Origin of the sequence: Winogradskyella ouciana, from assembly GCF_009709615.1 — a bacterium.
GTDB classification, from domain to species: Bacteria; Bacteroidota; Bacteroidia; order Flavobacteriales; family Flavobacteriaceae; genus Winogradskyella; species Winogradskyella ouciana.
The window spans coordinates 100,496-125,467 of sequence record NZ_WJYA01000002.1; the positions used below are offsets into that span (position 1 = coordinate 100,496).

Below are 24,972 nucleotides of genomic sequence, written 5' to 3' on the forward strand. Positions count from 1 at the left end.
CTTTATTCTTTTATGAATTTTGAAGCAAATTTACCATTGATACTAATGTTATATAGACCAACTGCTAATTCTGAAACATCTAAAGACTCATTAGAATTATGAGCTTTGGTCATAATATTTTTGCCTAATATATCTGTGATAGTAATATCAATTACGCTGTCGTTAAACCCTTCAAAATTTAATACGTCTTTGGTAGGGTTAGGGAAAATGCTAACCCTTCTTAAATCAAATTCGGCAACATTTAAAGTTTCAAATAAATTTTCAAAGTAATTTAAATCATCTTCATTGTATGCACAACTAACAATATCCATATCACCATCCTCATCAAAATCATTAACAGCATAAACAAAGGTTTGACTTTGAGTATTATCAATAACGGTTTCACTACCAAAACTTCCAGATCCATTATTCTTAAACCATACCAAATCATTACCCGAGCCAGAAGACCCGCTACTTAATACAATATCCTCAACTCCATCGGCATCCACATCTTTAAATTGAGCTACGGAAGGATTTACTATGGTAGTTGTAAATACAGTTTCAGTATAACCAGCTCCATTATCCTCATACCAATATAGATTTCCTGTGGGACCTCCACCAAAAGACACTTCTGTAGCAAGTATGTCAAGGTTTGAGTCACCATCTAAATCTTCGAATGAAGCATTGAAAATACCAACTTTACCAGTAGCAACAGAGGTCGCATCTTTAGAAAATGCAACTGTACCACCTGGAACTAGGTCATTTCTAAAAATTTCTATAACATCAGCTGCATAAGCTGCAGTTGCAACCAGAGCATCTAAATCTCCGTCGCCATCTATATCACTTAGATTTACAACTCCAGGAGAACTTAAAGTATCATCAATTTTGGCTGATTCTAAAGTAAAGCTTCCTGTACCATCATTAGAAAACCACACCACTTCATTGCCATCATAGGCAGTTATAGCCAAATCAACAAAGGTATCACCATTAATATCACCAAGTGAAACTCCAGAAGCTCCACTTACGGTACTTGAAATAATAGTTTCCATTCCGAAGTTGCCCGAACCATCGTTAGAGAACCATACTACAGAATCATTGTTATAGCCAGTAGCCAGTATATCTAAAAACGTGTCTCCATTAAGATCCACTAGTTTAAGCGCACCAATGCCATTTAATGTATTGGTGATTAGTGTTTGAAATGTAAAAGTTCCATCGCCATTGTTTTTGTACCATTCTATAGTGTTCCCAAAGTACGTCCCAATGACGACATCAGAAAGTGCATCTCCATCAATAATTCCAGAAGCTATTGTGTATGGTGCATCACCAGTAGATGCATTTATCGTAGATTTTGCGGCCCAAACAGTTTGGGCATTTACTGATAAGGCAATGCAAAATATTGATATTAAAGTAAGTAAAGTTCTTTTCATAATTTCTTTAGATTTGTTTTTACTAATGTAAGAATTTATTTTATAATCTTATTATTCTGCTTGACATTCAATAACTTACATTTACTTTAAGCTACCAACCATATCTTCTGGTTTTACCCATTCATCATACTCCTCAGCAGTAACATAACCAAGGTTAATGGCTTCCTCTTTTAATGTGGTTCCGTTTTTATGGGCTGTATTTGCTATTTCGGCTGCTTTATAATAACCAATCTTAGTATTTAAGGCGGTTACCAGCATTAAGGAGTTATTCAGTAATTCTTTAATCACTGCGTGATTGGGCTCTATACCTTGTGCACAATTCTCGTCAAAACTTACACAAGCATCACCTATTAACTGTGCAGATTGTAAAATATTAGCTGCCATCATAGGTTTAAACACATTAAGCTCGTAGTGACCTTGCGTACCACCAACAGTAATGGCAACATCGTTACCCATCACTTGCGCACAGACCATGGTTAAGGCTTCACTCTGCGTTGGATTTACTTTTCCTGGCATAATAGAACTACCAGGCTCGTTTGCAGGAATTATAATTTCTCCAATTCCAGAGCGTGGGCCAGAAGCCATCATTCTTATATCGTTAGCTATTTTATTTAAAGAAACCGCCAAAAGTTTCAATGCTCCATGAGTTTCTACAATTGCATCGTGTGCTGCAAGTGCTTCGAATTTATTATCTGCCGTAACGAATGGCAATCCTGTAAAATCAGCAATATATTTGGCAACCAAGACATCATAACCTTCTGGTGTGTTTAAGCCAGTACCTACTGCAGTACCTCCAAGTGCCAATTCACTTAGATGTGACAAAGTACTCTCTAACGCTTTTAAACCATGGTCTAATTGTGAGACATAACCAGAAAATTCCTGACCCAATGTTAACGGAGTCGCATCCATAAGATGTGTTCTACCAATCTTTACACAATCTTTAAACTCTTGGGATTTGTTATGAAGCGTATTTCTTAACTGAATCACTCCAGGAATGGTTGTTTCTACCACTTTTTTATAAGCCGCAATATGCATCCCAGTAGGGAAGGTGTCATTTGAGGATTGTGATTTATTAACATCATCATTGGGCTGAATGGTTTTGTCGCCCTCACCAATAACCTTACCAGCCAATTGGTGTGCTCTGTTGGCAATAACCTCGTTAACGTTCATGTTACTTTGCGTACCAGAACCCGTTTGCCAAATCACCAGCGGAAACTGATCGTCGTGCTTACCTTCTAAAATTTCATCACATACCTGCGCAATTAAATCACGTTTGTCTTTGTCTAAAACACCTAATTCACAATTGGTATAAGCAGCCGCTTTTTTAAGATAGGCAAAACCATGCACCACTTCTAAAGGCATGGATGCAGGTGAGCCAATTTTAAAATTATTGCGAGAGCGCTCGGTTTGCGCTCCCCAAAGTTTATCTGCAGGGACTTTAACCTCGCCCATGGTATCTTTTTCAATTCTATACGTCATTGGTCTTATTTTTAATGGATACTACAAAATTACGGATTTAAGCCATTTTTGGAAACGGAAACAAGCCTTTTATTTTAATGCTGATAGCTTAAAAAATACGTAATGCTGCGTATGGACATATGGAGATTAAAATGGTAACTTGCTTACCTATGTTGAGCCTGCTTCTTTAACAGACGATAAAATCAACCTATGGTTGCAATATTAAAGCAGAATCGAGATACTGAAATTTAAACAAAAAGCTATTTCAAAATGAATAAAACATTTTTTGTTATCGGATTGATTGTAATAGTTGTGATTTTGATTTTTCAATTTGGATTAAAACCATCTTCACCTGACTTAAGTAGTAAAAATAGACCGAGCGATACACAAAAACCATCCAAGCTGATTGAGAATGATAAATTAATTTTAGTAAAAAATATAAAACTGGATTATTTAAAACAGGCTATTGAACAATTTTGTAATATTTATAACCAAGAGACATATATTGCTCAACCTAGATTATTTCTTCTTAACAATGAATTCGTTATTACATTCCCTTATGACATTGATTTTGAGCGATACTGTTATTTTATTAATTATTTGGTAAATGCTCATGACTTGAGTTTAAAATCTGATTATAAACCTGATGTTAAAGGATGGTATTCGACAGAGACTGGAGATGCTTGGATGAGGGAAGACTTAGTAAATAAAAAAGTTATGATTTTTATTCCTGATTGGGACGAGGAACATGATAATGTATATTTAACAACTAAGGACAATATTGGTTATAAAATGGGATTCGCAATTGGACACACAAGTCAAAAACTGGATAGACCAGTAAAAAGATTTGAGGAAAATCCTATTGAACTAACTAAATTAACAGATAGGGAAACGATTGATTTTGAATAAATTACTGCAATTAAAGAAATTAACGGCGATTACGGAGGTTCTGACTATATCGGTATCCACTCGGAATCGATAAAGTCTAAAAATAACCTGAAAATTACCATATATGAATCTTTAACTGTCGGTTATATAATAGATATATAAGCCTGACACAAACCTATCCCACAATCTTCCCATCCACCATAGTCAATTGCCTGTCTGCCATTTCTGCGAGTTCTTGGTTATGGGTAACAATAACGAAGGTTTGTTTAAACTCATCCCGTAGCTTAAAAAAGAGGTTATGCAATTGCTCAGCGGACTCACTATCTAAATTCCCAGAAGGTTCGTCGGCAAATATAATTTTAGGTTCGTTAATTAAGGCTCTGGCTACAGCGACACGTTGCTGTTCACCACCAGACATACTGTTGGGCTTGTGGTGTAAACGCTCTGACAACCCTAAGTAATCGAGTAGTTCCTTAGCGCGGAGCTCTGCTTTGGCTTTTGGTGTGTTATTTATAAAAGCTGGAATGCACACATTCTCTAAAGCTGTAAATTCTGGCAGTAATTGGTGAAACTGAAAGATAAAACCGATATGGTTATTTCTAAATTTCGCTAAGGCTTTATCGTTTAAAGATGTTATGGATTTTCCATTGATAGTGAGGTCGGTATTAGCCTTATAATCGGGTTTATCTAAAGTACCCAAGATTTGCAAGAGTGTTGTTTTACCAGCACCAGATGCACCCACTATGGATATAATTTCACTTTCAGAAATGGTTAAATCGACACCTTTCAATACATGAAGGTCGCTATAGGATTTATGAATATTTGTTGCCTTAATCATAGTGTTAGCGAAAATACTATTTTAATACGATTATTGCATCATGTTTTATGGTAGTGTATTAAAAGTATTAAATGGTCTATTGTTAAATCTACTCGCTTGCCCTGTTTGAGTAGGTGTTTTCTTTTTAAAGACGGATTTAATACCATTAAAATCTATAAAGTACTGTACTCTAACTGAAAGTGTGTGCTGCATCGGTTGATCAAACAATGTATTTAAACTTTCCGAATAACTGTCTTCCGACATGGTATCAAAATTAAACAACTGATTTCTATACAAAGCTGTTAAAAAACTTCCTGGAGCAAATTGCCATGAGTAGCTTAGATCTATGTTCCACGTACTAAAGTTAATGTTTGGACTGTTACCAATATTATCTACAGTGTAACCAGATTCTGTAGTTAAGCGACCATTGTCTAATAGGGTAAATAATTCATCGTCATAGTTTACAGTATCCCAATAATGTCTAAACGTTAATGCCAATGAGTTAAAAGGATTAAAAGTATAGTTTGCTGAAATACTATTGGTTAATCTTTTACGGTTTCGCTCGCCAAAAATAGGCTGGTTATCTACTCTTGTGGCATAACCTCTGGATCCGTTGGACATATTAAGATTCATGCTATATACCACTTGGAATTTATCGTTAAACCTGAATCTAGGACTTAAATTTAGGTTGTACCCAAATAAATCCCTTCCATCTTCAAATATCTTAAATATGTTAGCATTAATATCATAAGCAAATTTTTTGTTATAATTTGAAGAGTAGTACCCACCACCAGATACAATATCTTCGTATATAAAAAATCTGCCATCCCTAGACTCAAAATAATCGTATTGTTTGCCTGGTTCAATATTCATATTAAATCCATAATTATTCAAAGCTTTGGTCTGTGCATTGTAGTTTGCTCCAAAATTTATACCTGTAAAGGTTCCTGGATTAGCTAGGTTTTTGTAATTGATATATGCACTTATACGGTAGTTATTAAGATTGCCTTGGGGCTCAAAGATTCTATAGGATACATCTGCTCCAAAGTTATTGTAGTTATTTCTAAAGATAAGTCCAAGATCATTAATATCAAACTTTGTGTCTGCAAAGCTGTGGTCAAAACTATATCTAAAATTACCATGTGCTTTTCCTATAAAAAAGAACGTACTGTATCCGGTTTCATTATCATCAAATTGACGGTTAACATTGCTCATTTTAGCTTCGCCAATTATTCTATACGTGTTACGTTTATTCTGTATGCTGGTAACTAATGCGGTTGCATTAGCATCTCTAAAACTACCTTCTCTCAGTACATTGGTATTGATTAAACTAATAGAGGAGTTGCCATTAAATTGTTGGTCTACAACAAGAATATTGTAATTGGCAAAAGGCTCTACAACTTCATTACGTTTTTCATTGGTGGTTGTATTTGTAATTGTTGCCTCTGTTTTTTCGGTAATGGCATTAAAAATTCCAATACCCAATCCTTCTTTTGTTCGTCCGGAAATTTTTATCGCATTTAAAACCTTTACCTCACTTGGTACATTTGCTACTTCGTCATCAGATAGATTTAGTCTGCCACTTGGTCTGTTACCTACGCGTCTTGAAAAGAACAAATTACCTTTAGAGAATAATTCTACACCTTCGGTGAAAAACTGCCGTTGCTCAGAAAAGGTTTGCTCAAATGGCCCAAGGTTTAGTGTTACGTTATCAAAACCAGCTTGGCTAAAGTCTGGTACAAGAGTAGCATCTAATGTAAAGTTGTCTGTAATACCATATTTTACATCCATACCAAAGGTTAAATCGGTATCGGTTTCTCCATCAAAATCATTTATAATTGCAGTTGAAAAAGGGTAGAGGTTAAGCCTCACAGGTGGTTTAATGTTTTTTAAACCTGTTAATTCTCCATGATAGATTCCAATATTTCCTTTTGTTGGGTCAATTGGGTTCCATGTGTATTGCGACCGTTCTCTTCTAAATTGTCTATGGAATTGTAAACCCCAAGTTGGCTCTTCCTGATCTGTAAATCGTAAAGCACGATATGGGATTTTTACTTCTACAATCCAGCCATCATCAACAATTTTAACGGAACTTTCCCAAACAGCATTCCATCCAAAATCTTCACCAATTGTAGGGTTTGCAATAGCATCAGCTTGCTGACCCGAGCTAAAGATGAAGAACTGTATATCGTTTTGAGCATCATTGTTTGGATTGATTACGATACCAAAAAAATCATTTTGACCAAAATTATCTCTACTCGTCAACTGTTTCATGATTTTTGTAGGATCATCGTAAAGATAGGCTCCAATATAAATGGCCTGGTTATCGTAGGTCATTTTCACCTCGGTTCGTTCCTCAGGTGGACGTTTATCACCGATTTCTGGTCTAAATGAAATAAAATTAGTGGCTATCTCAGCATTTTGCCATGCTACATCATCTAGAACGCCATCTATTTTAGGAGCTTGTTCTGCTCGATTGATGTTTAATGATTTTTTTTCTCCAGGAAGGATGACCTCGTCTTGGGATATGGCAATGCTTGAAAAACAAATAAATAGCAATAGTAGAATTGAACGTAAGTTCATAATGGATTGATGATTGATGATAGTTTAGTATATTGTTAAAGACATAATTATTTTGCGGTTGTTACACTTCAACTTTGCAAAACTAACTTGTCAGGTTACGCAACGGTCTTAACTAAAAGTTAAAAAGCCTTAAGTTATGTTAATGGAATTTTTCTGACGAAGCGACAGATGCCATATTTTGGAACACTTCTTGCTCTTAAATTCATAAATTAAATATGAAAAAATACCAAATACTATTTCTAGGTCTATTGTTTGACGCATTAGGCTTTGTGTCCTTCATCATACCTGGTGTCGGAGAATTCTCTGATATTATCTGGGCGCCAGTTTCAGGTTGGTTGATGACCAAATTATATAAAGGGAAAGAAGGAAGAATTGCTGGTGTCATCACTTTTGTTGAAGAGGCTTTGCCTGGTTTTGATATCATACCATCATTTACTCTAATGTGGATTTACACCTATCTTATTAAAAAAGAGAAACCCTTAGATAAAGCATAAAAAAAAGCACTCATTTGAGTGCTATTTTTTTTATAAGGTATAAGTAATTCCCAAATTAACATTACGCCCCATATTCAAAATACCATCTGGCTTAAGGCGCGATAAATGGTGAATATATTCCGTATCTAACAGATTAGTGGCAGATAGTGTTACTGCCATATCATTCTTTAAAAACTCAAAAGAACCACCAATGCCAACACTTAAGAGGTTGTAAGCATCTGATGCAGTTTCAAAAGGGTTCGTGTTATTTTGTGCGAAAGTTGAGCGCAACTTTACAAAAACATAACTGTCTTTAACCGATTTAAAATCGAATTCTACCCTTACCGTGTTTGTCAATGAATTAGCAGGAATTAACGGTAAATAATCATCATTATCCAATTTTCCGGTAACGGTTTCAAAACTGCTTTCAAAATGCAACCAATCTAAAGGGTGTGGATGTAAGTGTAAGCCAAACTCACCACCATAAAGTGTGGCATCTTGTTGCTCATAAATGAAAACAGGGTCGTCTTCTATAAATTCACCATTAGGATTTAAGTAGATATAATCATTAACTTTGTTATAGAACCCATTTGCAAATAACTCTACATGTTCGTTCTTATACTCAAGAGCTAAATCTACCTGTAAATTTTGTTCATAATCAAGATTAATATTTCCGATTTCATAACGGTTTGTACCTTCATGTGTACCATCAGAGGCTAATTCTGCTAAGTTTGGCGCCCTAAAGCCAGATGCCAAATTAAGTCTCGCTGTTACTCTATTAAAAATATCTGTTTTAAAGCCCAAAGCGCCGTTAAACGAGTTAAAGCTTTTTTCGGCATTGTTCTCTATAGCTATATTTCTGTAGTCATAACGCGCACCCAATTGCACATCAACCGTTTCAAAATGAATATGAGAAGTTGCCAGTACACCAAAATCATTAGTTGTTGCATTCGGAATTAGAATCTCTTCACCATAATTTGTGTTCGCCTGATTCATGCCTTGCACACCGAGGATGGTCTCAAAACGCCCAAGTTCAGGCAGATTATATTTAACGTTATAGCTAAAGGTTTTTAGCTTCATGTGAAGGGCTGGCTCAGTAATCTCTTCATCTTCATCATGTTCGTCTTCGTGATCTTCCTCATCCTCATGATCATCTTCATCTTCGTGCTCGTCTTCATCATGATGGTGATGCTCTTCAAACTCTTTTCTATTATTATAGGTGTAACCTAAAACAACATCTAAGCTCGAATCTTCAAAAAATAATGTGGACTTAGAACTGAAAATATGATTATCGATATTTTGATAAGGCAATAATGGAGCTCTGTTTGTGGATTGAATACCAATTTCTTCTGGAAGTCCAATTTTGGCATTATTCAAATTATAACGGAACTCTATTTTAAATTTTGATGCCTGATACCCTAAACCTGCTTTAAAATCCTGTTCCCTATAGCGCGAATTCGTTACTCTATAACGATTGGTTTCATAATCTGAGTGTTCAGTAAGACTACCTCTAAACAAAAATTTAAAACCATCCTTAGAGGCTTTGTAGCCAGCATTTGTTGCATAACCTCTTGTATTACTAAAGTAATTTACTGAAGCATCTGCTGACGATTCATTTGCATTAGCAAAACGTTCTGGGTTTAAGTATAACACACCACCTAAGGCATCACTACCATACAGTAGAGAAGCGGGTCCTTTTATAACCTCTACACTTTCTATACCTGCATCGTTAATGCCAAGACCGTGCTCGTCCCCATATTGTTGGTTTTCTAACCTCACGCCTTGTGTGTAAACCAACACACGATTGGAGCTTAAACCTCGTATTACGGGTTTACCTATGCTATTCCCTGTGGTAACACTCTCCACACCAGCAATATTAGTAATGCCTTCCGCTAAGGTAACGGCTCCAGAAGCCTTTAATTCCTTAATTTTCTTTTGTTCTACCTTCATCACGTTTTCACTCTGTAACTTATGAAAAGGTGTTGAAATGATGACTTCTTCCATCTCTATTGCAGATTCCGAAAGCGCTATAATAAAGCCTTCGGACATCGGAATCTTTATCTGCAACGATTTAGTTTCGTAACCAATACTCGAAACAACGAGTTTAAAGGCGCCAGAGCCTATTTCTATTGAGAATTCACCGTTCTCGTTTGCGGTAGTTCCGTTTTCAAGTTCTGGGAAGTAAATTGTGGCAAAACTAATACTTTGTTGTGTTGTATTATCTATGACTTTGCCTGTAAATGTATGTTGTGCATTTATGCCAAAGCAATACAAGCTTATGGCCAATGCCAATAATTTTTTCATGATGTAATGATTTAATAATTTGGAAAAAAATTTGTATCCTGTGTATATTAAATCAGTTGAGGAGGCCCTCTGAGTGCAGTTTGTAATTTTTGAAAGGTACTAACAAACTCATACTGAGAGTTTGTTATTTTATAATTGTCTTCAAAAACCTTGAAGTCTTCTAATTTTAACTTGAAATAAAATTGACTTGTAAGCTTAAACTTATAGAAATCACAATCTAAATCAAACTCATGAAAATGCGTACTTTTATCTGCATCGTCATTCTCGCAAACTTCGTGCTCATGATGATTGAAAACATGCGACAACTTTACTGCTGTTGGCAACAACACTGAGAGTGCTAACGTAAATGCTAGAACTTTAAAAAGGGATGTTATAATGGTCTTAATTCTCAATCTAAAAAGCGCTTTAAACCAAATCGTCTCAACATTTTCTTTTCAAATTCCCAAAAGAATTTAAATTGACCAAACAGCCAACCAAAGAAAACCAATAGGATTTGGTAAAAAATTAGCCCAATTATAATGAATAAAATCCAATAGAGCAGAGGATTTAAGTTTTCTTTAGTAATACCCATTAGCTTCATTATTGGTCTACCTATAAGCATAGACGATGAACCGGTTATGGCAAATACTATAAACACTCGAATCATTTCCCATTTATAATCGAGTATCCACTTGTTTTCCAGTTTTTTGAAAATGAATAAGGTTAGCTTCAATAGGCTATAAAAAACAGGGACTGTAGCTACAATTGTAAATGCAATAGGGTAGTCCTTTAAAAAAGCATTAGAGAGTTTAAAGGCAGAATAGCCTAAAGCGAGTAAACCAAAAATGGGAAACAACAACTGCCAATTGTGTTGTATTTCCCATTGTTTTTTGAATTTTTCCATAACACTTTTTAAGTGCTGCAAATTTAAGCTAAATTCTAGGAACCAAAGATGTTAACCTTTGGTTATATTTTAACTGAAAATATAAAAAATAGTTATAGAGTTTATAGTTAACATCATAACCATAATCTGTGCGTGTATCGTAATCTATCCGTAGCTGATATAAATTTGGGTCATAGACCATGGGTTGTAGATTCCTTTGGTTCCACGATTGTACCAATAAGGCATTACGAGACTCTAACCATTGTTGAGAGTGAAACCCTCTTGGTCTGGCTCTAGATTGCAGCCAAGCATTAAAACCCGGTTCAATGATTATAATTTCGTAGTCACTTTCGTCACTACTAATGGAAACCGTATCGTTTTCCACTAAACCACTATCATTACTGTTGTTGATAGTTTGGTCATTGTCGTAAGATTTGCAACTTGCAATAAGGGCTATAAGTACGATAAATGGGATAATCTTTTTCATATTACTAAAGATATTAAAAATTAATGAGTGTTGTTTATATTTTAAATTCGATTTAACACTACAAAGCAAGGTAAAATCACATCTATTTTATAGCCCCATTTTGTAAACAGGTCGTTTCAATGAGTAAACAATCCTTTTTTTAGTCTATTGAAGAATAGCAATAAAAAAAGCAGCTCCAATAGGAACTGCTTTTATATATCATAGTATTTAAATACTATTTTCCGAATAGACCGCCTAAAAGACCACCGAGTCCGCCTCTTTTCTTTTTTCCAGCACCTAGCACCATACCAGCAACATCATCGATGACACTACCATCACCATCGGCATCTAATATTTTCTCAAGAAAACTTTGCTCATTGCTAGTCTTACTTCCTCCTAATAAACCTCCTAGTAAGCCTCCTAAATCACTTTGTGAACTTACATTGTTCTGACGAGCTTGTTTACCTAAAACACCCATTAATATTGGTGCAGCAACTTTAAGGATATTGCCAACAGAACCTGCATCTAATCCTGCTTTCTGCCCTAACACTTGCTCAACACCATGACGTCTTTGACCCAAAACATGGCCAAGAATTTTATCTCCATCAGTTTTTACGTCTTCATCGACTCCACCTCCAAAAAGACCACCTAAGTTGTCTAAGATACTTCCGTCGTGTTTGCTCTTTAATGCTCCCATTAAACCTTGAGCTCCTTCTGGCGTAGAAGCATTGCGCTCCATAGCTTTCATAAGAACAGGCAATGCCATGGTTAAAACACTACTTGTTTTATTTTGGTCTGTTCCTGTAGATCCAGAAACACCACTTATGATGGTTTTTCCTAAGTCACTGTTTAATAAGTCTAAAATTCCTTCCATTTTGTTTTGTGATTACGGTTAATAAATTTAGTATTTGAAGGTACAAAAAAAAGTCCCACGATTGTAGGACTCATATTTTTTGCTTTGGTCACATTTTTAATGACTTAACTTAAAATACTTATGATTTGCTCAGCTAACTCCACACCAATTCTATCTTGTGCTTCATTTGTTGCAGCACCTGTGTGAGGAGTTAATGAAAGAGAAGGATTCATTAACAACTGAATTTCTGGAGCTGGTTCTTTTTCAAAAACATCTAAAGCCGCTCTAGCCACTTTTCCGCTTTCGAGAGCTTTGACAAGCGCCACTTCATTTACAACTCCACCACGTGCAGCATTGGCGATGATTACACCATCTTTCATTTGGTTAAACTCTTTTTCATCTATTACATACTCTTTTTGAGCAGGTACATGTAGCGTTAAGAAATCTGATTGCTTTAAGACGTCTTCTTTAGAAATGGTTTCAATTTCAAAATTTAAGTTTTGTCCGTCAAAAAACTCTAGTTCCAAATCTGCTTTTTCAATAAAAGGATCAAAGGCAACAACTTTCATTCCTGCTCCGATAGCTACTTTTGCTGTAGCTTGTCCAATTCTTCCAAAACCAATAACTCCAAGTGTTTTTCCTTTTAGCTCTGTTCCTTTTGCGTAAGATTTTTTTAAGCTTTTAAAATTAGTATCACCTTCTAGTGGCATATCACGATTAGAGTTATGAAGAAAACGAGCCAAGCCATAGAAGTGTCCAAATACTAATTCGGCAACAGAATGAGAAGATGCTGCTGGTGTATTGATAACATGTAAACCTTTACTGCGTGCATATTCTACATCAATATTGTCCATACCAACACCACCACGGCCAATAACCTTAAGGTTAGGACAGTTGTCGATAATATCCTTTCTAACTTTTGTGGCACTTCTTACCAAAAGGACATCAATGTTATTTTCGTTAATGTAATTTTGTAATTGCTCTTGCGCAACTGTAGTTGTTATGACTTCATATCCAGCAGCTTCCAAAGCATCAATACCGCTTTGTGAAACTCCGTCGTTTGCTAATACTTTCATTATTCAGTTTTTTGTCATTGCGAGGAAGAATGATGTGGCAATCTCATTAAAGAGATTCCTTTACTTCGTTCGGAATGACGATTATTAATTTTATGTTTAAGTAAGCATTATAAACTACAAATGCTTACTGAAGGCTTTCTTAAGCCTTACTCTCAAGTTCGCTCATAACTTCCACCAGTACCTTTACGCTATCTAGCGATAAGGCATTGTACATTGAAGCTCTATAGCCACCAACACTTCTGTGGCCATTTAATCCGTTAATGCCAGCTTCTTTCCACATGGCATCAAAAGTTTCTTTAAGATTTTCGTTTTCTAGAGTGAAAGTGGCATTCATATTAGAACGATCTTCTTTAACGGCATAACCTTTGAATAAAGGGTTCAAATCAATCTCAGAATAAATCAATCGCGCTTTTTTGTCATTTTCCTCTTCAATAGCTTTTATGCCACCTAAATCCTTTAACCACTGCAAGGTCAGCATACTTGTATATACTGCAAATACAGGTGGTGTGTTAAACATACTGCCTTTGCTAATGTGAACCTTGTAATCCATCATTGATGGAATCTTACGAGACACTTTACCTAAAATATCTTCCTTCACAACAACTAAAGTAGTACCTGCAGGACCCATATTTTTCTGTGCGCCAGCATAGATCAAATCGAATTTAGTAAAATCCAATTGACGTGAAAAAATATCACTACTCATATCACATACCATTGGGATTGGTGATGTAGGAAAATGTTTCATTTGTGTCCCGAAAATGGTATTGTTAGAGGTGCAATGAAAATAATCGTAATCTTCAGGGATGTCGTAACCTTTTGGGATATAATTAAAATTAGCACTTTTGGAGGATGCTACTTCATATATATCATCATAGATTTTAGCTTCCTTAATAGCCTTATCCGACCAAGTACCAGTATTTAAGTAACCTGCACGTTTTTCTAATAGATTTAAAGCGACCATCAAAAATTGAGTACTCGCTCCACCTTGTAGAAACAACGCCTTATAGCCTTTGCCCTCTAATCCTAGAAGTTCCAACGCCAATGACCTGGCATTTTCCATTACATCTACAAAAGGCTTACTACGGTGAGAAATTTCTATAAGGGATAGTCCATCATCAAAGTTTATAAGGGCTTCTGATGCTTTTTCAATTACTGATTTTGGCAATACACAAGGACCTGCGCTAAAATTATGCTTTTTCATTTTATCATGAATTTATTTCAGAATCTCTTAAATATCCTGAAGAGTCATTTTTAAACAGCTACAAAGGTGCTAATTTATCAGGGATTAAGTATTAATAAATTGATAATTTTTAGGTCAAATTTTTAACAAGAATTCAACAGTATCCACATTATCTGCATAATCCCAAAGCTGTGGTTTTTGGGTCTCACCAAAATCCACCTCGTTTTTCATAAAGCCGTCAGCCACGACACATTGAATTTTATCTGAATCTGATTTGAGTTTTTTCTTTAAATCGTCTTCCGAATCGTAGGTTTCATAAAATACAGTAGCAATAGGCGAAGCATAGCTTGGATCTTCCTTAACCATTAGAAATCCATTTTCAAGCATATCAAACTCGCTCATTAAATAAACAGCCTTGTTGTAATCATAGTTGTTGGCATATTTTGCTTCGTGGATAACATGGTGCCATTTATAAACCGCCTTAAAAAACGCCTCGAAGTTATAATCTTTTGGGACAAATAGTTTTGAGACATTTCTACAGCCTAAACCGTAGTATCTAAACATATCATCGGATAAAGCTTCTAATTGCTCATGAGTTTCATTGCCTGTAAGTACTGCAACCGAATTTCGGTTCTTTCTTACAATAGAAGGCTTGTCCTTGAAGTAATATTCAAAATAGCGTGCCGTGTTATCACTACCTGTGGCGATAACAGCATCAAAATTCTCTAGCTTGCCTTCAGTGAATGTGATTTTATCTTTAAAGCCAGGTTCAACAACTTCTAGATACTTTGCCAAAAACGGCAGAAGATGCTTATCGTTAGATGACTGTTTTACTAAAACCTTATGCCCAGAAATTAGCACGGAAAGGAAATCATGAAAGCCAACTAATGGAATATTACCAGCCATAATTATGCCGATGGTTTTTGGTTCCGATAGATTGAAGTTATACTTTGATATCCATTGCTTAATATTATTATCTGTCAATGCCTTACACCAAGACTCCAAACTAAACAAGATGTTCGCTTCGGTAAACCAGCCATTGTGTTCTTTTGCTAATTTAATTTGATGTTTAAAACCCTCAAAAAACAAATCGTTTGATGTAACAGTGTCATCTTTTGTGATACCATCGGTTTTAAATTGACATAAAAACCGTCCTAATTTTGCGAAAGCGTTAATTCTTTGTTGTAAATCCATGTAGTGTTTGGTAAACCGCCATTTTGGCTCTATTTTTGCACTTCGTATTTTGTAGCGAGCTACAAGAGACTGCAAAATTAAGCAATAAAAAGAAGAATTAAATTATGGCAATAATAATCACAGACGAATGTATTAATTGTGGAGCTTGTGAGCCAGAATGCCCAAATACTGCTATTTACGAAGGTGCCGACGATTGGCGCTATTCTGACGGTACAAGCCTAACAGGAAAAGTAGTTTTACCCAATGGAAAAGCAGTAGATGCTGAGGAAACACAAGAACCTATAAGTGATGAAATTTATTACATTGCACCAGATAAATGTACGGAATGTATGGGCTTCCATGAAGAGCCTCAGTGTGCTGCGGTTTGCCCAGTGGATTGCTGTGTGCCAGATGAAGATGTGGTAGAGTCGGAGGCAGAACTGTTAGCTAAGCAGAGCTTTATGCATCCTGATGAGTAAAAGGTTAATCACAAACGATAAATGAATATTAATCCTGAGCCTTTGGCTTGGGATTTTTTGTTTTTGGTAATTAATGGTTCTTGCTAATGTAAATGTTGTACTTTGCAAGTGGCTATTAATCAAATATTTATAAATTATGAAAACAAAATTCTCAATTGCACTTTTTATGGTCTTTGGACTTCTAATAATTGGATGTAAACAACAAGAAGAAAAAATTGAAGTCAAAGAAGTTGAAGTTGATCATTTAAACGATCAGTTTCCAGATGCACAACGAGAGGTTAAACTGACCATGGATAGTATTGCCCAAAGTGCAAGAGAAGGAGATTTAGATAAACTTATTTCATTTCATGCCTATGGGCCAAAATTTACAGAATTTAAGAATGGTGAAGTTAGAAACGGAGGAGAAGAGAGCGAAAAATTTGAACGTGGTACGTTTGGAGCCGTCACAGAAGTTGTAAAATTCGATTTAAATGATATGAAAATTGCTGTTTACGGAAAGGTAGCAAATGTGACGCTTCATACAGATTTTCATTTAAAATTCGGTGAAAACTTAGCTGTTGTTAACGAGCAAATGACATTACTATTTCTTAAAACTAAAAAAGGCTGGAGAATTGTGCATGAGCATCATTCTACCTTAAACCAAGAATAAAAAAGTAAAATAATTGTTTAATTAATCCTGAGTCTTTGGCTTGGGATTTGTTAATAAAATCTTGTTGAGAAACAACTATAATACTAACTTTACAACATGAAAAAAGGAAATAAGCTACCAATTGGCATAGGTGTGGGAGTTGCTATAGGAACAGCAATTGGAGTTGCAACTGGTAATCTTGGATTATGGCTGGCAATAGGTGTTGCTATTGGTGCAGGTTTGGGTTCCGCCATGCAGGCTAAGGATACCAATGATAACGAAGATAACTCTTAAGGTATTTGTACAGCTTTATTGAAACTTCCCTCAACACTTCGCTTCAAACTTTCAGTTTCAATAATATCTGCACAGTACATAAAGTTTATATATCATCTTGGAAACCAATCTTCATTAAATGACATAAACGTTATTCTTTAATGGTAATAAATGTAGTTTGCTTACATTAAAAAAAACTTTTTTTTGTTAAACGTTATTTAAATGTCTAGACAACCTATAATAATAACAATGAAATCATGACATCTGCGACAGTCATAGGTTGTGGCATTATTGGCCTAACCACTGCGGTTAAACTGCAGGAAAGCGGATTTAAGGTTGCCATAGTAGCCAAAGAAGGTTTTGAGAATACCCTATCTAATAAAGTAGGTGCTATATGGTTTCCTTTTGAGATACAGCCAAAAGAAAAGGCCAATCGCTGGGCAACACTTGCTTACAGGGAATATCAAAAAGACATAACAAAGGATAATGGAGTGACGTTTATTCCTTTTATAACTGCTTATAATGATGATAGTAATATGGATTGGATCCAACAGTTGCCCAAAGGATCTGTTAGAGAAGCATTGCCAAATGAGTTGCCAATAGGTATGGAAAAAGGATTGATGTCAACCGTTCCGTTAGCCGAACCACAATTGTATCTGCCTTATTTGTTTTCGCGTTTTAAACATTCTGGAGGCATTTTTAAAAAAGGTGCTGTTTCAAGTCTAAAGGAAGCATCAACTTTAGACAGATTTGTGGTTAATTGTACAGGTTTGGGAGCTAGGCAACTATGCAATGATGTGGACTTACTGCCAATGCGAGGCCAGATTTTACGTTGCCATAAGATGAATATACCGTCTTACGCAGATTCTACCCAAAAAGGGGCACTGAGCTATGTTATTAATCGTAGTGAAGACTGTGTTATAGGTGGTACAGACTACGATAACGACTGGAACACCAATGTAGAACCCAACGATACACGCTTAATTGTTGAACGTCTCTTAAATGGTGGTTCATCTCAAAACGCACCAGATATTATCGAAGAAATTGTCGGTTTAAGACCTAAAAGGCATGCCGTGCGTTTTGAATTTGACATAAACTTCCCTAATGTTTTTCATAACTACGGCCATGGAGGTGCGGGATTTACCGTGGCTTGGGGCTGTGCTATTGAGGTTGTTGAGCAGGTAAATAACCAATGACCTAAGATACAATTTAACATCAAATTATTTCAAATTCTTTTACATAAAACTATTCCACTAATTAACTACATTTGCACTCGAAAATTAAAAATACATGAAAGCCGGAATAGTAGGATTACCAAACGTAGGAAAATCAACCTTATTCAATTGTTTATCTAATGCCAAAGCGCAAAGTGCCAACTTTCCGTTTTGTACCATTGAGCCTAATATTGGCGTGGTCAACGTGCCAGATCCAAGGTTGGCAAAATTAGAAGAATTGGTAAACCCTGAGAAGGTAGTACCTGCAACCGTAGAGATTGTAGATATTGCTGGTTTGGTAAAAGGAGCAAGTAAAGGTGAAGGTTTGGGTAATCAGTTCTTGGCGAATATTAGAGAAACGGATGCGATACTTCATGTGTTGCGTTGTTTTGATAATGATAATATTGTACATGTAGATGGTTCCATAGATCCTATACGTGATAAGGAAACCATTGATATGGAGCTGCAGCTTAAGGATTTGGAAACTGCAGAGAAAAAGCTGGACAAAGTCAAACGTGCCGCTAAAACTGGGAACAAGGAAGCGCAAGCTGAAGAAGCTGTTCTGCTTAAAATAAAAGCAGGCTTAGAAGCTGGGATTTCAGTTAGAGCTTTAGAGTTTTCAGATGAAGATTATGTAGAGTATGTAAAGCCATTGCAGTTTATTACTGATAAACCCGTAATGTACGTTTGCAACGTAGATGAAGGTGCTGCAACAACTGGCAACGCATATGTTGAGCAAGTTCGTGAAGCCGTTAAAGACGAAAATGCAGAAGTTTTGGTTTTAGCGGTTGGTACAGAAGCAGATATAAATGAGCTCGACGATTATGAAGAGCGCCAAATGTTCCTTGAAGACATTGGACTCGATGAACCTGGCTCTGCCAAGTTAATAAGATCTGCTTATAAATTATTGAATCAACAGACCTATTTTACGGCTGGCGTAAAAGAAGTAAGAGCTTGGACGGTTGCGATTGGTGCTACTGCACCACAGGCAGCAGGAGTCATTCACACTGATTTTGAAAAAGGCTTTATTAGAGCAGAGGTGATTGCTTACAATGACTATGTGTCTTATGGAAGTGAAGCCAAAGTAAAGGAAGCTGGTAAAATGCGTGTGGAAGGAAAAAACTACATCGTTAAGGATGGAGATGTAATGCATTTCCTTTTCAACGTCTAGATTGATGTTTAGTTGTTTCAATTAGTTAGATTGTTAGGTTCTGGGGAATAAACCTTAATACTTTTTTATGCCAACAATTGAAATCAAAACGTTAATTAAAGCAGACTTAAAAACCTGTTTTGATTTATCTCGCAATATTGATTTCCATCAACAATCTTTAAAACATTCAAAAGAAAAAGCAATTGCAGGTAAAACATCTGGTTTAATTGAACTTGGTGAATCAGTAACTTGGGAAGCTACTCATTTTGGAATTAAGCAACGTTTAACTTCAAAGATCACTGATTTTCAGAGCCCTAATTATTTTGTGGACGAAATGGTTTCAGGATCTTTCAAATCATTTAGGCATGAACACATATTCACTAATTTAGGAAATAATAAAACTGAAATGATAGACAAGTTTCATTTTAAATCGCCATTTGGTATTTTGGGTAAGGTTGCAGAAGCCCTATTTTTGAGTCGATATATGACTAATTTGTTAATCACTAGAAACACACTTTTAAAACAAAAAGCTGAAGAATTGTCTGGCAATGAATAAAAAGTCAATGTTCTCAACAATATTGGGCTTTTATTGTTAATTACTTTACACCAACCATATTTCATTTTTTAAGCTATAGTCTTATATTAGCGTTCTATCAAAAATTTCGTCCTAATTCTATGGCAGAACAGACTAACTATACTGAAGATAACATACGCTCACTCGATTGGAAGGAACACATCCGAATGCGTCCTGGTATGTATATCGGAAAATTAGGTGATGGTTCTTCACCAGATGATGGTATTTATATTCTCCTTAAAGAAGTTCTCGATAACTCTATCGATGAGTTTGTAATGGGAGCTGGTAAAACCATTGAAATCTCAATACAAGGAGAACGTGTCATTGTGCGCGATTATGGTCGTGGTATTCCGCTTGGTAAGGTGGTCGATGTAGTATCTAAAATGAATACTGGTGGTAAGTACGATTCCAAAGCCTTTAAAAAATCTGTCGGGTTGAATGGTGTCGGTACCAAAGCGGTTAATGCGTTATCCACTTATTTTAGGGTAGAATCTACACGAGATGGGAAATCTGCTTCAGCAGAGTTTGAATTGGGAGAGCTAAGAGACGAAGAGTTTTTAGATGATACGTCTCGTAGAAAAGGAACTAAGGTGACATTTGTTCCGGATGATAGCATTTTTAAAAATTACAAATACCGAAATGAGTACGTTATAAAAATGCTGAAGAACTATGTGTATCTCAATCCTGGGTTAACCATAGTTTTTAATGGAGAGAAGTACTATAGTGAGAATGGACTAAAAGACCTCTTGTCTGAAAATATAAATGAATCTGATTTGCTCTATCCAATAATTCACCTTCGAGGTGATGATATTGAAGTGGCTTTAACTCATAGTAAAACGCAGTACAGTGAAGAATATCATTCGTTTGTTAACGGACAAAACACAACTCAGGGTGGTACACATTTAGCAGCTTTTCGCGAAGCGCTTGTTAAAACCATTAGAGAGTTTTTCGGTAAGAACTATGACGCTTCCGATGTTAGGAAATCTGTCGTTACGGCTATTGCCATAAAAGTAATGGAACCTGTTTTTGAAAGTCAGACAAAAACAAAACTAGGCTCTACAGATATGGGTGGAGACTTACCTACGGTAAGAACTTATATCAATGACTTTGTTAAAACCAATCTCGATAATTTTTTACATAAGAATCCTGATACTGCTGAAAAGATTCAGCGTAAGATTCTTCAGGCAGAACGGGAAAGAAAGGAATTGTCCGGTATTAGAAAGTTGGCAAAAGAGCGTGCTAAAAAAGCAAGTCTTCACAATAAAAAATTGCGCGATTGCCGTGTTCACTTTGGTGATACTAAAAATGAAAGAAATCTAGAAACCACGTTGTTTATTACAGAGGGAGATTCTGCTTCTGGTAGTATTACAAAATCAAGGGATGTCAATACCCAAGCCGTTTTTAGCCTTAAAGGGAAGCCCTTAAACTGTTATGGCTTAAGTAAAAAGATTGTTTATGAGAATGAAGAATTTAATCTCTTACAAGCGGCTTTAAATATTGAAGAATCTTTAGAGGACTTAAGGTACAATAATGTAGTAATAGCAACTGATGCCGACGTTGATGGTATGCATATTCGTTTGTTGCTTATTACCTTCTTTTTACAATTTTTTCCTGAGGTGATCAAAGAAGGTCATTTGTACATTTTGCAAACACCATTGTTTAGAGTTAGAAACAAGAAAGAAACAATATATTGTTATTCTGAAGAAGAGCGTGTTGAAGCCATAGAGAAACTAAAGCCGAAACCAGAAATAACGAGATTTAAAGGTTTGGGTGAAATTTCTCCTGATGAGTTCAAACACTTTATTGGTGACGATATAAGGTTAGATCCTGTAATGTTAGATAAAGAAATGTCTATCGAAGAGTTATTGTCCTTTTATATGGGAAAAAACACACCATCTAGACAAGAATTCATAATCGAAAACCTCAAGGTAGAACTTGATGTGGTTGAGGATACGGTATGAGAACTGACAATAGAAAAGTAAAAAATACAGTTGTTTCAATATATTTTATATTGATAGTTTTTGCAATATTGTTTCTAACGGTGTTTAAATCCCTTGATTTTTTAAAGGATGAAATATTCTTTGTGCTCATAGGGTTATTTATAGTTTTGGTAGTTTTTCATTCCATTGCAGGTTATTTTGAATACGATAGCGATGGGAGTAAAATAATTGTACTCAATAAAGGATTACTTTTGACGGAATACATCAATTATAGGGAGCGAAAGCTAGAATTTGACCGTTCTGAACTAGCGGGTTATAAAATAAAAAACTTCATTATTTATAAATCTCTGGTATTACTTGTAAAAAAATCTAATGGTAAATCCATTAAAGAACGGTTTAATGTAACCCTTGTAAAAAAAAGAAAATTAAAGTATGTGAAGCAGTCACTTAGAAAAAACTTAAAAGAAAACCTAAAGCGAAAACAAGGATAGATGGCAGAAGAACATGACGAATTGTTAAATGAAGATAATAGTAACCAGGAGACGATTACCAAGGTTACCGGAATGTACAAAGATTGGTTTTTGGATTACGCCTCTTATGTAATTTTAGAGCGTGCTGTACCAGCCATAGAAGATGGCTTTAAGCCTGTGCAACGACGTATAATGCACTCCATGAAAGATTTGGACGACGGTCGTTATAATAAAGTGGCTAATATTGTTGGTCATACCATGCAGTACCATCCACATGGTGATGCCAGTATAGCAGATGCCATGGTGCAGATAGGCCAAAAAGATTTATTGATAGATACCCAAGGAAACTGGGGAAATATTCTCACGGGTGATAGGGCTGCAGCTTCGCGTTATATCGAAGCAAGGCTGTCTAAGTTTGCCCTTGATGTGGTTTATAATCCAAAAATAACAGAATGGCAGGCCTCTTATGATGGAAGACGTAAGGAGCCTATCAACCTACCAGTGATGTTTCCTTTGCTCTTGGCGCAAGGAGGAGAAGGAATTGCTGTAGGCTTATCAACCAAGATTTTGCCACATAACTTTATAGAGCTCATTGATGCGTCTATTAAACATTTAAAAGGAAAACGCTTTACTATATTACCAGACTTTCCAACTGCAGGTATTGCAGACATTACCAATTATAATGATGGTTTGCGTGGCGGAAAAGTAAGGGTGAGAGCAAAAATTGCCCAGCACGATAAAAATACTTTAGCAATTACAGAGATTCCGTTTGGCACAACCACATCATCGTTGATAGACTCTATCTTAAAAGCTAATGATAAGGGTAAGATTAAAATAAAAAAGATAGAGGATAATACTGCTGCAGAAGTAGAAATATTAGTTCACTTGCCTTCAGGATTGTCGCCAGATAAAACTATTGACGCCTTATACGCCTTTACAAATTGTGAAACCTCAATTTCGCCACTGGGCTGTGTTATTGAAGATAACAAGCCTTATTTTGTTGGTGTAACGGAAATGCTACGTCGTTCTACTGATAATACGGTTCAGCTTTTAAAGCAAGAGCTAGAAATTAAATTAGGTGAATTTGAAGAACAATGGCACTTCGCCTCACTAGAGCGTATTTTTATTGAAAACAGAATTTACCGCGATATTGAAGAGGAAGAGACTTGGGAAGGGGTTATCAGTGCTATAGATAAAGGGCTTCAGCCATATATTAAACACTTAAAGCGCAAGGTTACTGAGGAAGATATCGTAAGGTTAACCGAAATTAGAATTAAGCGTATATCCAAGTTTGATATTGATAAAGCGCAGCAAAAAATTGATGCTTTAGAAGATCAGATTGCTGAAATGAAGCATCATTTGGCAAATCTTATCGATTATTCTATAGCGTATTTTGAAAGATTAAAGAAAGATTACGGTGAAGGCAAGGAGCGTAAAACCGAATTGCGTGTCTTTGATGATGTTGATGCTACTAAGGTTGTAATTAGAAACACAAAGCTTTATGTCAATAGAGAAGAAGGTTTTGTTGGTACCTCATTGCGTAGAGATGAATATGTTTGTGATTGTAGCGATATTGATGATATTATTGTCTTTACACAAGAGGGAAAGATGATGGTGACCAAAGTAGATTCTAAAACCTTCATTGGTAAAAATATTATCCATGTTGCTGTATTTAAGAAAAAAGACAAGCGTACCATTTACAATATGATTTATCGTGATGGCAAAAAAGGGCCTTCGTATGTCAAACGCTTTGCGGTTACTAGTATGACAAGGGATAGAGAATACGACCTAACCAACGGTAATAAAGGTTCTCTGGTATGGTACTTCTCTGCAAATCCTAATGGAGAGGCCGAAGTCGTTACCGTTTTATTGCGCCAGGTCGGAAGCATTAAAAAACTAAAATGGGACTTAGACTTTGCTGATATCCTTATAAAAGGACGTTCGTCTAAAGGTAATTTGGTAACCAAACATTCAGTAAAGCGTGTAGAGCTAAAGGAGAAAGGTGTTTCTACGCTCAAGCCTCGTAAAATTTGGTTTGATGATGCTGTACAGCGCCTCAATGTAGATGAAAGAGGTGAGCTCATTGGCGAGTTTAGAGGCGAAGACCGTTTATTGGTCATTACACAATCTGGAATTGCGAAAACGATTATACCAGAATTGACGACTCACTTTGATAGTGATATGATAGTGTTAGAAAAATGGGTGCCTAAAAAACCGATTTCAGCTATCTATTACGATGGTGAAAAAGAACGTTACTACGTTAAGCGCTTTTTAATAGAACAAGAAGGTAAAGAGGAATCCTTTATTTCTGATCATCAGGATTCGCGTTTAGAATTGGTTTTTACGGATTGGAGACCAATGGCAGAGGTTGAGTTTACAAAAGAACGTGGCAAAGACCGAAAACCTAATATGGAAGTCAACCTTGAAGAATTTATTGCTATAAAAGGCATTACTGCACTTGGAAATCAATTAACTAAAGACAAGGTGAACCAAATAAATAGGTTGGCTCCGTTGCCTTACGAAGCACCAGAAGAAGTACATGCAGATGAACTCGAAGTTGTTGACGAGGAAACAGTTTCAGTAGACTTAGAGGTTACCAACACTTCTAAAAACACGGAAAAACCTAAGGAAAGTCTTTCTTCAAAAGATGATGAAGGTAAGGGTCCTGATATTGACGATAAAGGCCAAGCGACATTGTTTTAAAC

23 protein-coding genes are annotated in these 24,972 nt (G+C 35.9%); 11 read left to right on the top strand and 12 right to left on the bottom strand.

Annotated features, from left to right (window positions below; all coding sequences use genetic code 11):
• Positions 1 to 2: 2 nt before the first annotated feature.
• Together F1003_RS01270 and fumC are read right to left on the bottom strand one after the other, a co-directional pair.
• Positions 3 to 1,406, bottom strand: coding sequence for an FG-GAP-like repeat-containing protein (locus tag F1003_RS01270; RefSeq protein WP_155087388.1), 1,404 nt, complete (start codon positions 1,404 to 1,406; stop codon positions 3 to 5).
• An 81-nt stretch (positions 1,407 to 1,487) separates the two neighbouring features.
• On the bottom strand, positions 1,488 to 2,885 hold the full coding sequence (gene fumC, locus F1003_RS01275) for a class II fumarate hydratase (RefSeq protein WP_155087389.1): 1,398 nt from the start codon (positions 2,883 to 2,885) through the stop codon (positions 1,488 to 1,490).
• A 249-nt stretch (positions 2,886 to 3,134) separates the two neighbouring features.
• Here fumC and F1003_RS01280 point away from each other — a divergent pair, with 249 nt between their 5' ends.
• Positions 3,135 to 3,773 (top strand): hypothetical protein, encoded by a 639-nt coding sequence (locus F1003_RS01280; RefSeq protein ID WP_155087390.1) that lies wholly within the window; start codon positions 3,135 to 3,137, stop codon positions 3,771 to 3,773.
• 154 nt (positions 3,774 to 3,927) lie between these two features.
• Here F1003_RS01280 and F1003_RS01285 read toward each other — a convergent pair whose 3' ends face one another.
• Both F1003_RS01285 and F1003_RS01290 read right to left on the bottom strand, forming a co-directional pair.
• Positions 3,928 to 4,590, bottom strand: coding sequence for an ABC transporter ATP-binding protein (locus tag F1003_RS01285; RefSeq protein ID WP_155087391.1), 663 nt, complete (start codon positions 4,588 to 4,590; stop codon positions 3,928 to 3,930).
• A 45-nt stretch (positions 4,591 to 4,635) separates the two neighbouring features.
• Positions 4,636 to 7,152: a DUF5916 domain-containing protein gene (locus F1003_RS01290; protein ID WP_155087392.1), complete on the bottom strand. Its 2,517-nt coding sequence runs from the start codon at positions 7,150 to 7,152 to the stop codon at positions 4,636 to 4,638.
• A 215-nt stretch (positions 7,153 to 7,367) separates the two neighbouring features.
• On the opposite strand from F1003_RS01290, the gene F1003_RS01295 reads away from it, so the two are divergent.
• Positions 7,368 to 7,646, top strand: coding sequence for a hypothetical protein (locus F1003_RS01295; protein ID WP_155087393.1), 279 nt, complete (start codon positions 7,368 to 7,370; stop codon positions 7,644 to 7,646).
• 30 nt (positions 7,647 to 7,676) lie between these two features.
• Here the strand turns inward: F1003_RS01295 and F1003_RS01300 are convergent, their stop codons facing one another.
• The 8 genes from F1003_RS01300 to F1003_RS01335 form a co-directional block, all read right to left on the bottom strand.
• A complete protein-coding gene (locus F1003_RS01300) occupies positions 7,677 to 9,929 on the bottom strand; it encodes a TonB-dependent receptor (protein ID WP_155087394.1) in 2,253 nt (750 codons plus the stop codon).
• 47 nt (positions 9,930 to 9,976) lie between these two features.
• Positions 9,977 to 10,321 (bottom strand): hypothetical protein, encoded by a 345-nt coding sequence (locus F1003_RS01305; protein WP_155087395.1) that lies wholly within the window; start codon positions 10,319 to 10,321, stop codon positions 9,977 to 9,979.
• Positions 10,318 to 10,812 (bottom strand): DUF6787 family protein, encoded by a 495-nt coding sequence (locus tag F1003_RS01310; RefSeq protein WP_155087396.1) that lies wholly within the window; start codon positions 10,810 to 10,812, stop codon positions 10,318 to 10,320. The genes F1003_RS01305 and F1003_RS01310 overlap by 4 nt, the downstream gene beginning before the upstream one ends.
• A gap of 28 nt (positions 10,813 to 10,840) precedes the next feature.
• Positions 10,841 to 11,278, bottom strand: a complete 438-nt coding sequence (locus F1003_RS01315; protein WP_155087397.1) for a DUF6146 family protein — start codon at positions 11,276 to 11,278, stop codon at positions 10,841 to 10,843.
• A 214-nt stretch (positions 11,279 to 11,492) separates the two neighbouring features.
• A complete protein-coding gene (locus F1003_RS01320) occupies positions 11,493 to 12,131 on the bottom strand; it encodes a DUF937 domain-containing protein (RefSeq protein ID WP_155087398.1) in 639 nt (212 codons plus the stop codon).
• Positions 12,132 to 12,235: 104 nt separating this feature from the next.
• Entirely contained in the window at positions 12,236 to 13,186 is a 951-nt protein-coding gene (locus tag F1003_RS01325; RefSeq protein ID WP_155087399.1) for a D-2-hydroxyacid dehydrogenase, read from the bottom strand.
• Between the two features lie 139 nt (positions 13,187 to 13,325).
• Entirely contained in the window at positions 13,326 to 14,387 is a 1,062-nt protein-coding gene (gene serC, locus F1003_RS01330) for a 3-phosphoserine/phosphohydroxythreonine transaminase (protein WP_155087400.1), read from the bottom strand.
• Between the two features lie 114 nt (positions 14,388 to 14,501).
• Entirely contained in the window at positions 14,502 to 15,560 is a 1,059-nt protein-coding gene (locus F1003_RS01335; protein ID WP_155087401.1) for an acyl-CoA reductase, read from the bottom strand.
• Positions 15,561 to 15,664: 104 nt separating this feature from the next.
• Between F1003_RS01335 and F1003_RS01340 the strand changes: the two genes are divergently transcribed.
• From F1003_RS01340 to F1003_RS01375, 9 genes are all read left to right on the top strand, one after another.
• The gene (locus tag F1003_RS01340; RefSeq protein WP_155087402.1) at positions 15,665 to 16,018 is read left to right on the top strand and encodes a 4Fe-4S dicluster domain-containing protein; all 354 of its coding nucleotides are present in this window, start codon (positions 15,665 to 15,667) and stop codon (positions 16,016 to 16,018) included.
• Positions 16,019 to 16,154: 136 nt separating this feature from the next.
• Complete coding sequence (locus F1003_RS01345; protein WP_155087403.1) at positions 16,155 to 16,667, top strand: nuclear transport factor 2 family protein; 513 nt, start codon at positions 16,155 to 16,157, stop codon at positions 16,665 to 16,667.
• Positions 16,668 to 16,763: 96 nt separating this feature from the next.
• A complete protein-coding gene (locus F1003_RS16785) occupies positions 16,764 to 16,940 on the top strand; it encodes a glycine zipper domain-containing protein (RefSeq protein ID WP_202913869.1) in 177 nt (58 codons plus the stop codon).
• Positions 16,941 to 17,176: 236 nt separating this feature from the next.
• Positions 17,177 to 18,115 carry an FAD-dependent oxidoreductase gene (locus tag F1003_RS01350; protein ID WP_155087404.1) on the top strand — a complete coding sequence of 313 codons (939 nt, stop codon included), beginning with the start codon at positions 17,177 to 17,179 and terminating at the stop codon, positions 18,113 to 18,115.
• Between the two features lie 94 nt (positions 18,116 to 18,209).
• Positions 18,210 to 19,304 carry a redox-regulated ATPase YchF gene (gene ychF / locus F1003_RS01355; protein ID WP_155087405.1) on the top strand — a complete coding sequence of 365 codons (1,095 nt, stop codon included), beginning with the start codon at positions 18,210 to 18,212 and terminating at the stop codon, positions 19,302 to 19,304.
• Positions 19,305 to 19,371: 67 nt separating this feature from the next.
• On the top strand, positions 19,372 to 19,839 hold the full coding sequence (locus tag F1003_RS01360; protein WP_155087406.1) for an SRPBCC family protein: 468 nt from the start codon (positions 19,372 to 19,374) through the stop codon (positions 19,837 to 19,839).
• Between the two features lie 119 nt (positions 19,840 to 19,958).
• The gene (locus F1003_RS01365) at positions 19,959 to 21,818 is read left to right on the top strand and encodes a DNA topoisomerase IV subunit B (protein ID WP_155087407.1); all 1,860 of its coding nucleotides are present in this window, start codon (positions 19,959 to 19,961) and stop codon (positions 21,816 to 21,818) included.
• Between the two features lie 80 nt (positions 21,819 to 21,898).
• Positions 21,899 to 22,288: a hypothetical protein gene (locus F1003_RS01370; protein ID WP_273290822.1), complete on the top strand. Its 390-nt coding sequence runs from the start codon at positions 21,899 to 21,901 to the stop codon at positions 22,286 to 22,288.
• Positions 22,289 to 24,970 (top strand): DNA gyrase/topoisomerase IV subunit A, encoded by a 2,682-nt coding sequence (locus tag F1003_RS01375; protein WP_155087409.1) that lies wholly within the window; start codon positions 22,289 to 22,291, stop codon positions 24,968 to 24,970.
• The last annotated feature ends 2 nt before the right edge of the window (positions 24,971 to 24,972 follow it).

What these genes read in the sequence shown, in the direction of transcription:
- F1003_RS01360 (WP_155087406.1), top strand. Translation starts at nt 19,372, where the DNA reads ATGCCAACAATTGAAATCAAAACGTTAATTAAAGCAGACTTAAAAACC.
- F1003_RS01285 (WP_155087391.1), bottom strand. Translation starts at nt 4,590, where the DNA reads ATGATTAAGGCAACAAATATTCATAAATCCTATAGCGACCTTCATGTA.
- ychF (WP_155087405.1), top strand. Translation starts at nt 18,210, where the DNA reads ATGAAAGCCGGAATAGTAGGATTACCAAACGTAGGAAAATCAACCTTA.
- F1003_RS01315 (WP_155087397.1), bottom strand. Translation starts at nt 11,278, where the DNA reads ATGAAAAAGATTATCCCATTTATCGTACTTATAGCCCTTATTGCAAGT.
- F1003_RS16785 (WP_202913869.1), top strand. Translation starts at nt 16,764, where the DNA reads ATGAAAAAAGGAAATAAGCTACCAATTGGCATAGGTGTGGGAGTTGCT.
- F1003_RS01340 (WP_155087402.1), top strand. Translation starts at nt 15,665, where the DNA reads ATGGCAATAATAATCACAGACGAATGTATTAATTGTGGAGCTTGTGAG.
- serC (WP_155087400.1), bottom strand. Translation starts at nt 14,387, where the DNA reads ATGAAAAAGCATAATTTTAGCGCAGGTCCTTGTGTATTGCCAAAATCA.
- F1003_RS01270 (WP_155087388.1), bottom strand. Translation starts at nt 1,406, where the DNA reads ATGAAAAGAACTTTACTTACTTTAATATCAATATTTTGCATTGCCTTA.
- F1003_RS01290 (WP_155087392.1), bottom strand. Translation starts at nt 7,152, where the DNA reads ATGAACTTACGTTCAATTCTACTATTGCTATTTATTTGTTTTTCAAGC.
- F1003_RS01295 (WP_155087393.1), top strand. Translation starts at nt 7,368, where the DNA reads ATGAAAAAATACCAAATACTATTTCTAGGTCTATTGTTTGACGCATTA.
- F1003_RS01365 (WP_155087407.1), top strand. Translation starts at nt 19,959, where the DNA reads ATGGCAGAACAGACTAACTATACTGAAGATAACATACGCTCACTCGAT.
- fumC (WP_155087389.1), bottom strand. Translation starts at nt 2,885, where the DNA reads ATGACGTATAGAATTGAAAAAGATACCATGGGCGAGGTTAAAGTCCCT.
- F1003_RS01310 (WP_155087396.1), bottom strand. Translation starts at nt 10,812, where the DNA reads ATGGAAAAATTCAAAAAACAATGGGAAATACAACACAATTGGCAGTTG.
- F1003_RS01345 (WP_155087403.1), top strand. Translation starts at nt 16,155, where the DNA reads ATGAAAACAAAATTCTCAATTGCACTTTTTATGGTCTTTGGACTTCTA.
- F1003_RS01320 (WP_155087398.1), bottom strand. Translation starts at nt 12,131, where the DNA reads ATGGAAGGAATTTTAGACTTATTAAACAGTGACTTAGGAAAAACCATC.
- F1003_RS01375 (WP_155087409.1), top strand. Translation starts at nt 22,289, where the DNA reads ATGGCAGAAGAACATGACGAATTGTTAAATGAAGATAATAGTAACCAG.
- F1003_RS01325 (WP_155087399.1), bottom strand. Translation starts at nt 13,186, where the DNA reads ATGAAAGTATTAGCAAACGACGGAGTTTCACAAAGCGGTATTGATGCT.
- F1003_RS01300 (WP_155087394.1), bottom strand. Translation starts at nt 9,929, where the DNA reads ATGAAAAAATTATTGGCATTGGCCATAAGCTTGTATTGCTTTGGCATA.
- F1003_RS01350 (WP_155087404.1), top strand. Translation starts at nt 17,177, where the DNA reads ATGACATCTGCGACAGTCATAGGTTGTGGCATTATTGGCCTAACCACT.
- F1003_RS01335 (WP_155087401.1), bottom strand. Translation starts at nt 15,560, where the DNA reads ATGGATTTACAACAAAGAATTAACGCTTTCGCAAAATTAGGACGGTTT.
- F1003_RS01280 (WP_155087390.1), top strand. Translation starts at nt 3,135, where the DNA reads ATGAATAAAACATTTTTTGTTATCGGATTGATTGTAATAGTTGTGATT.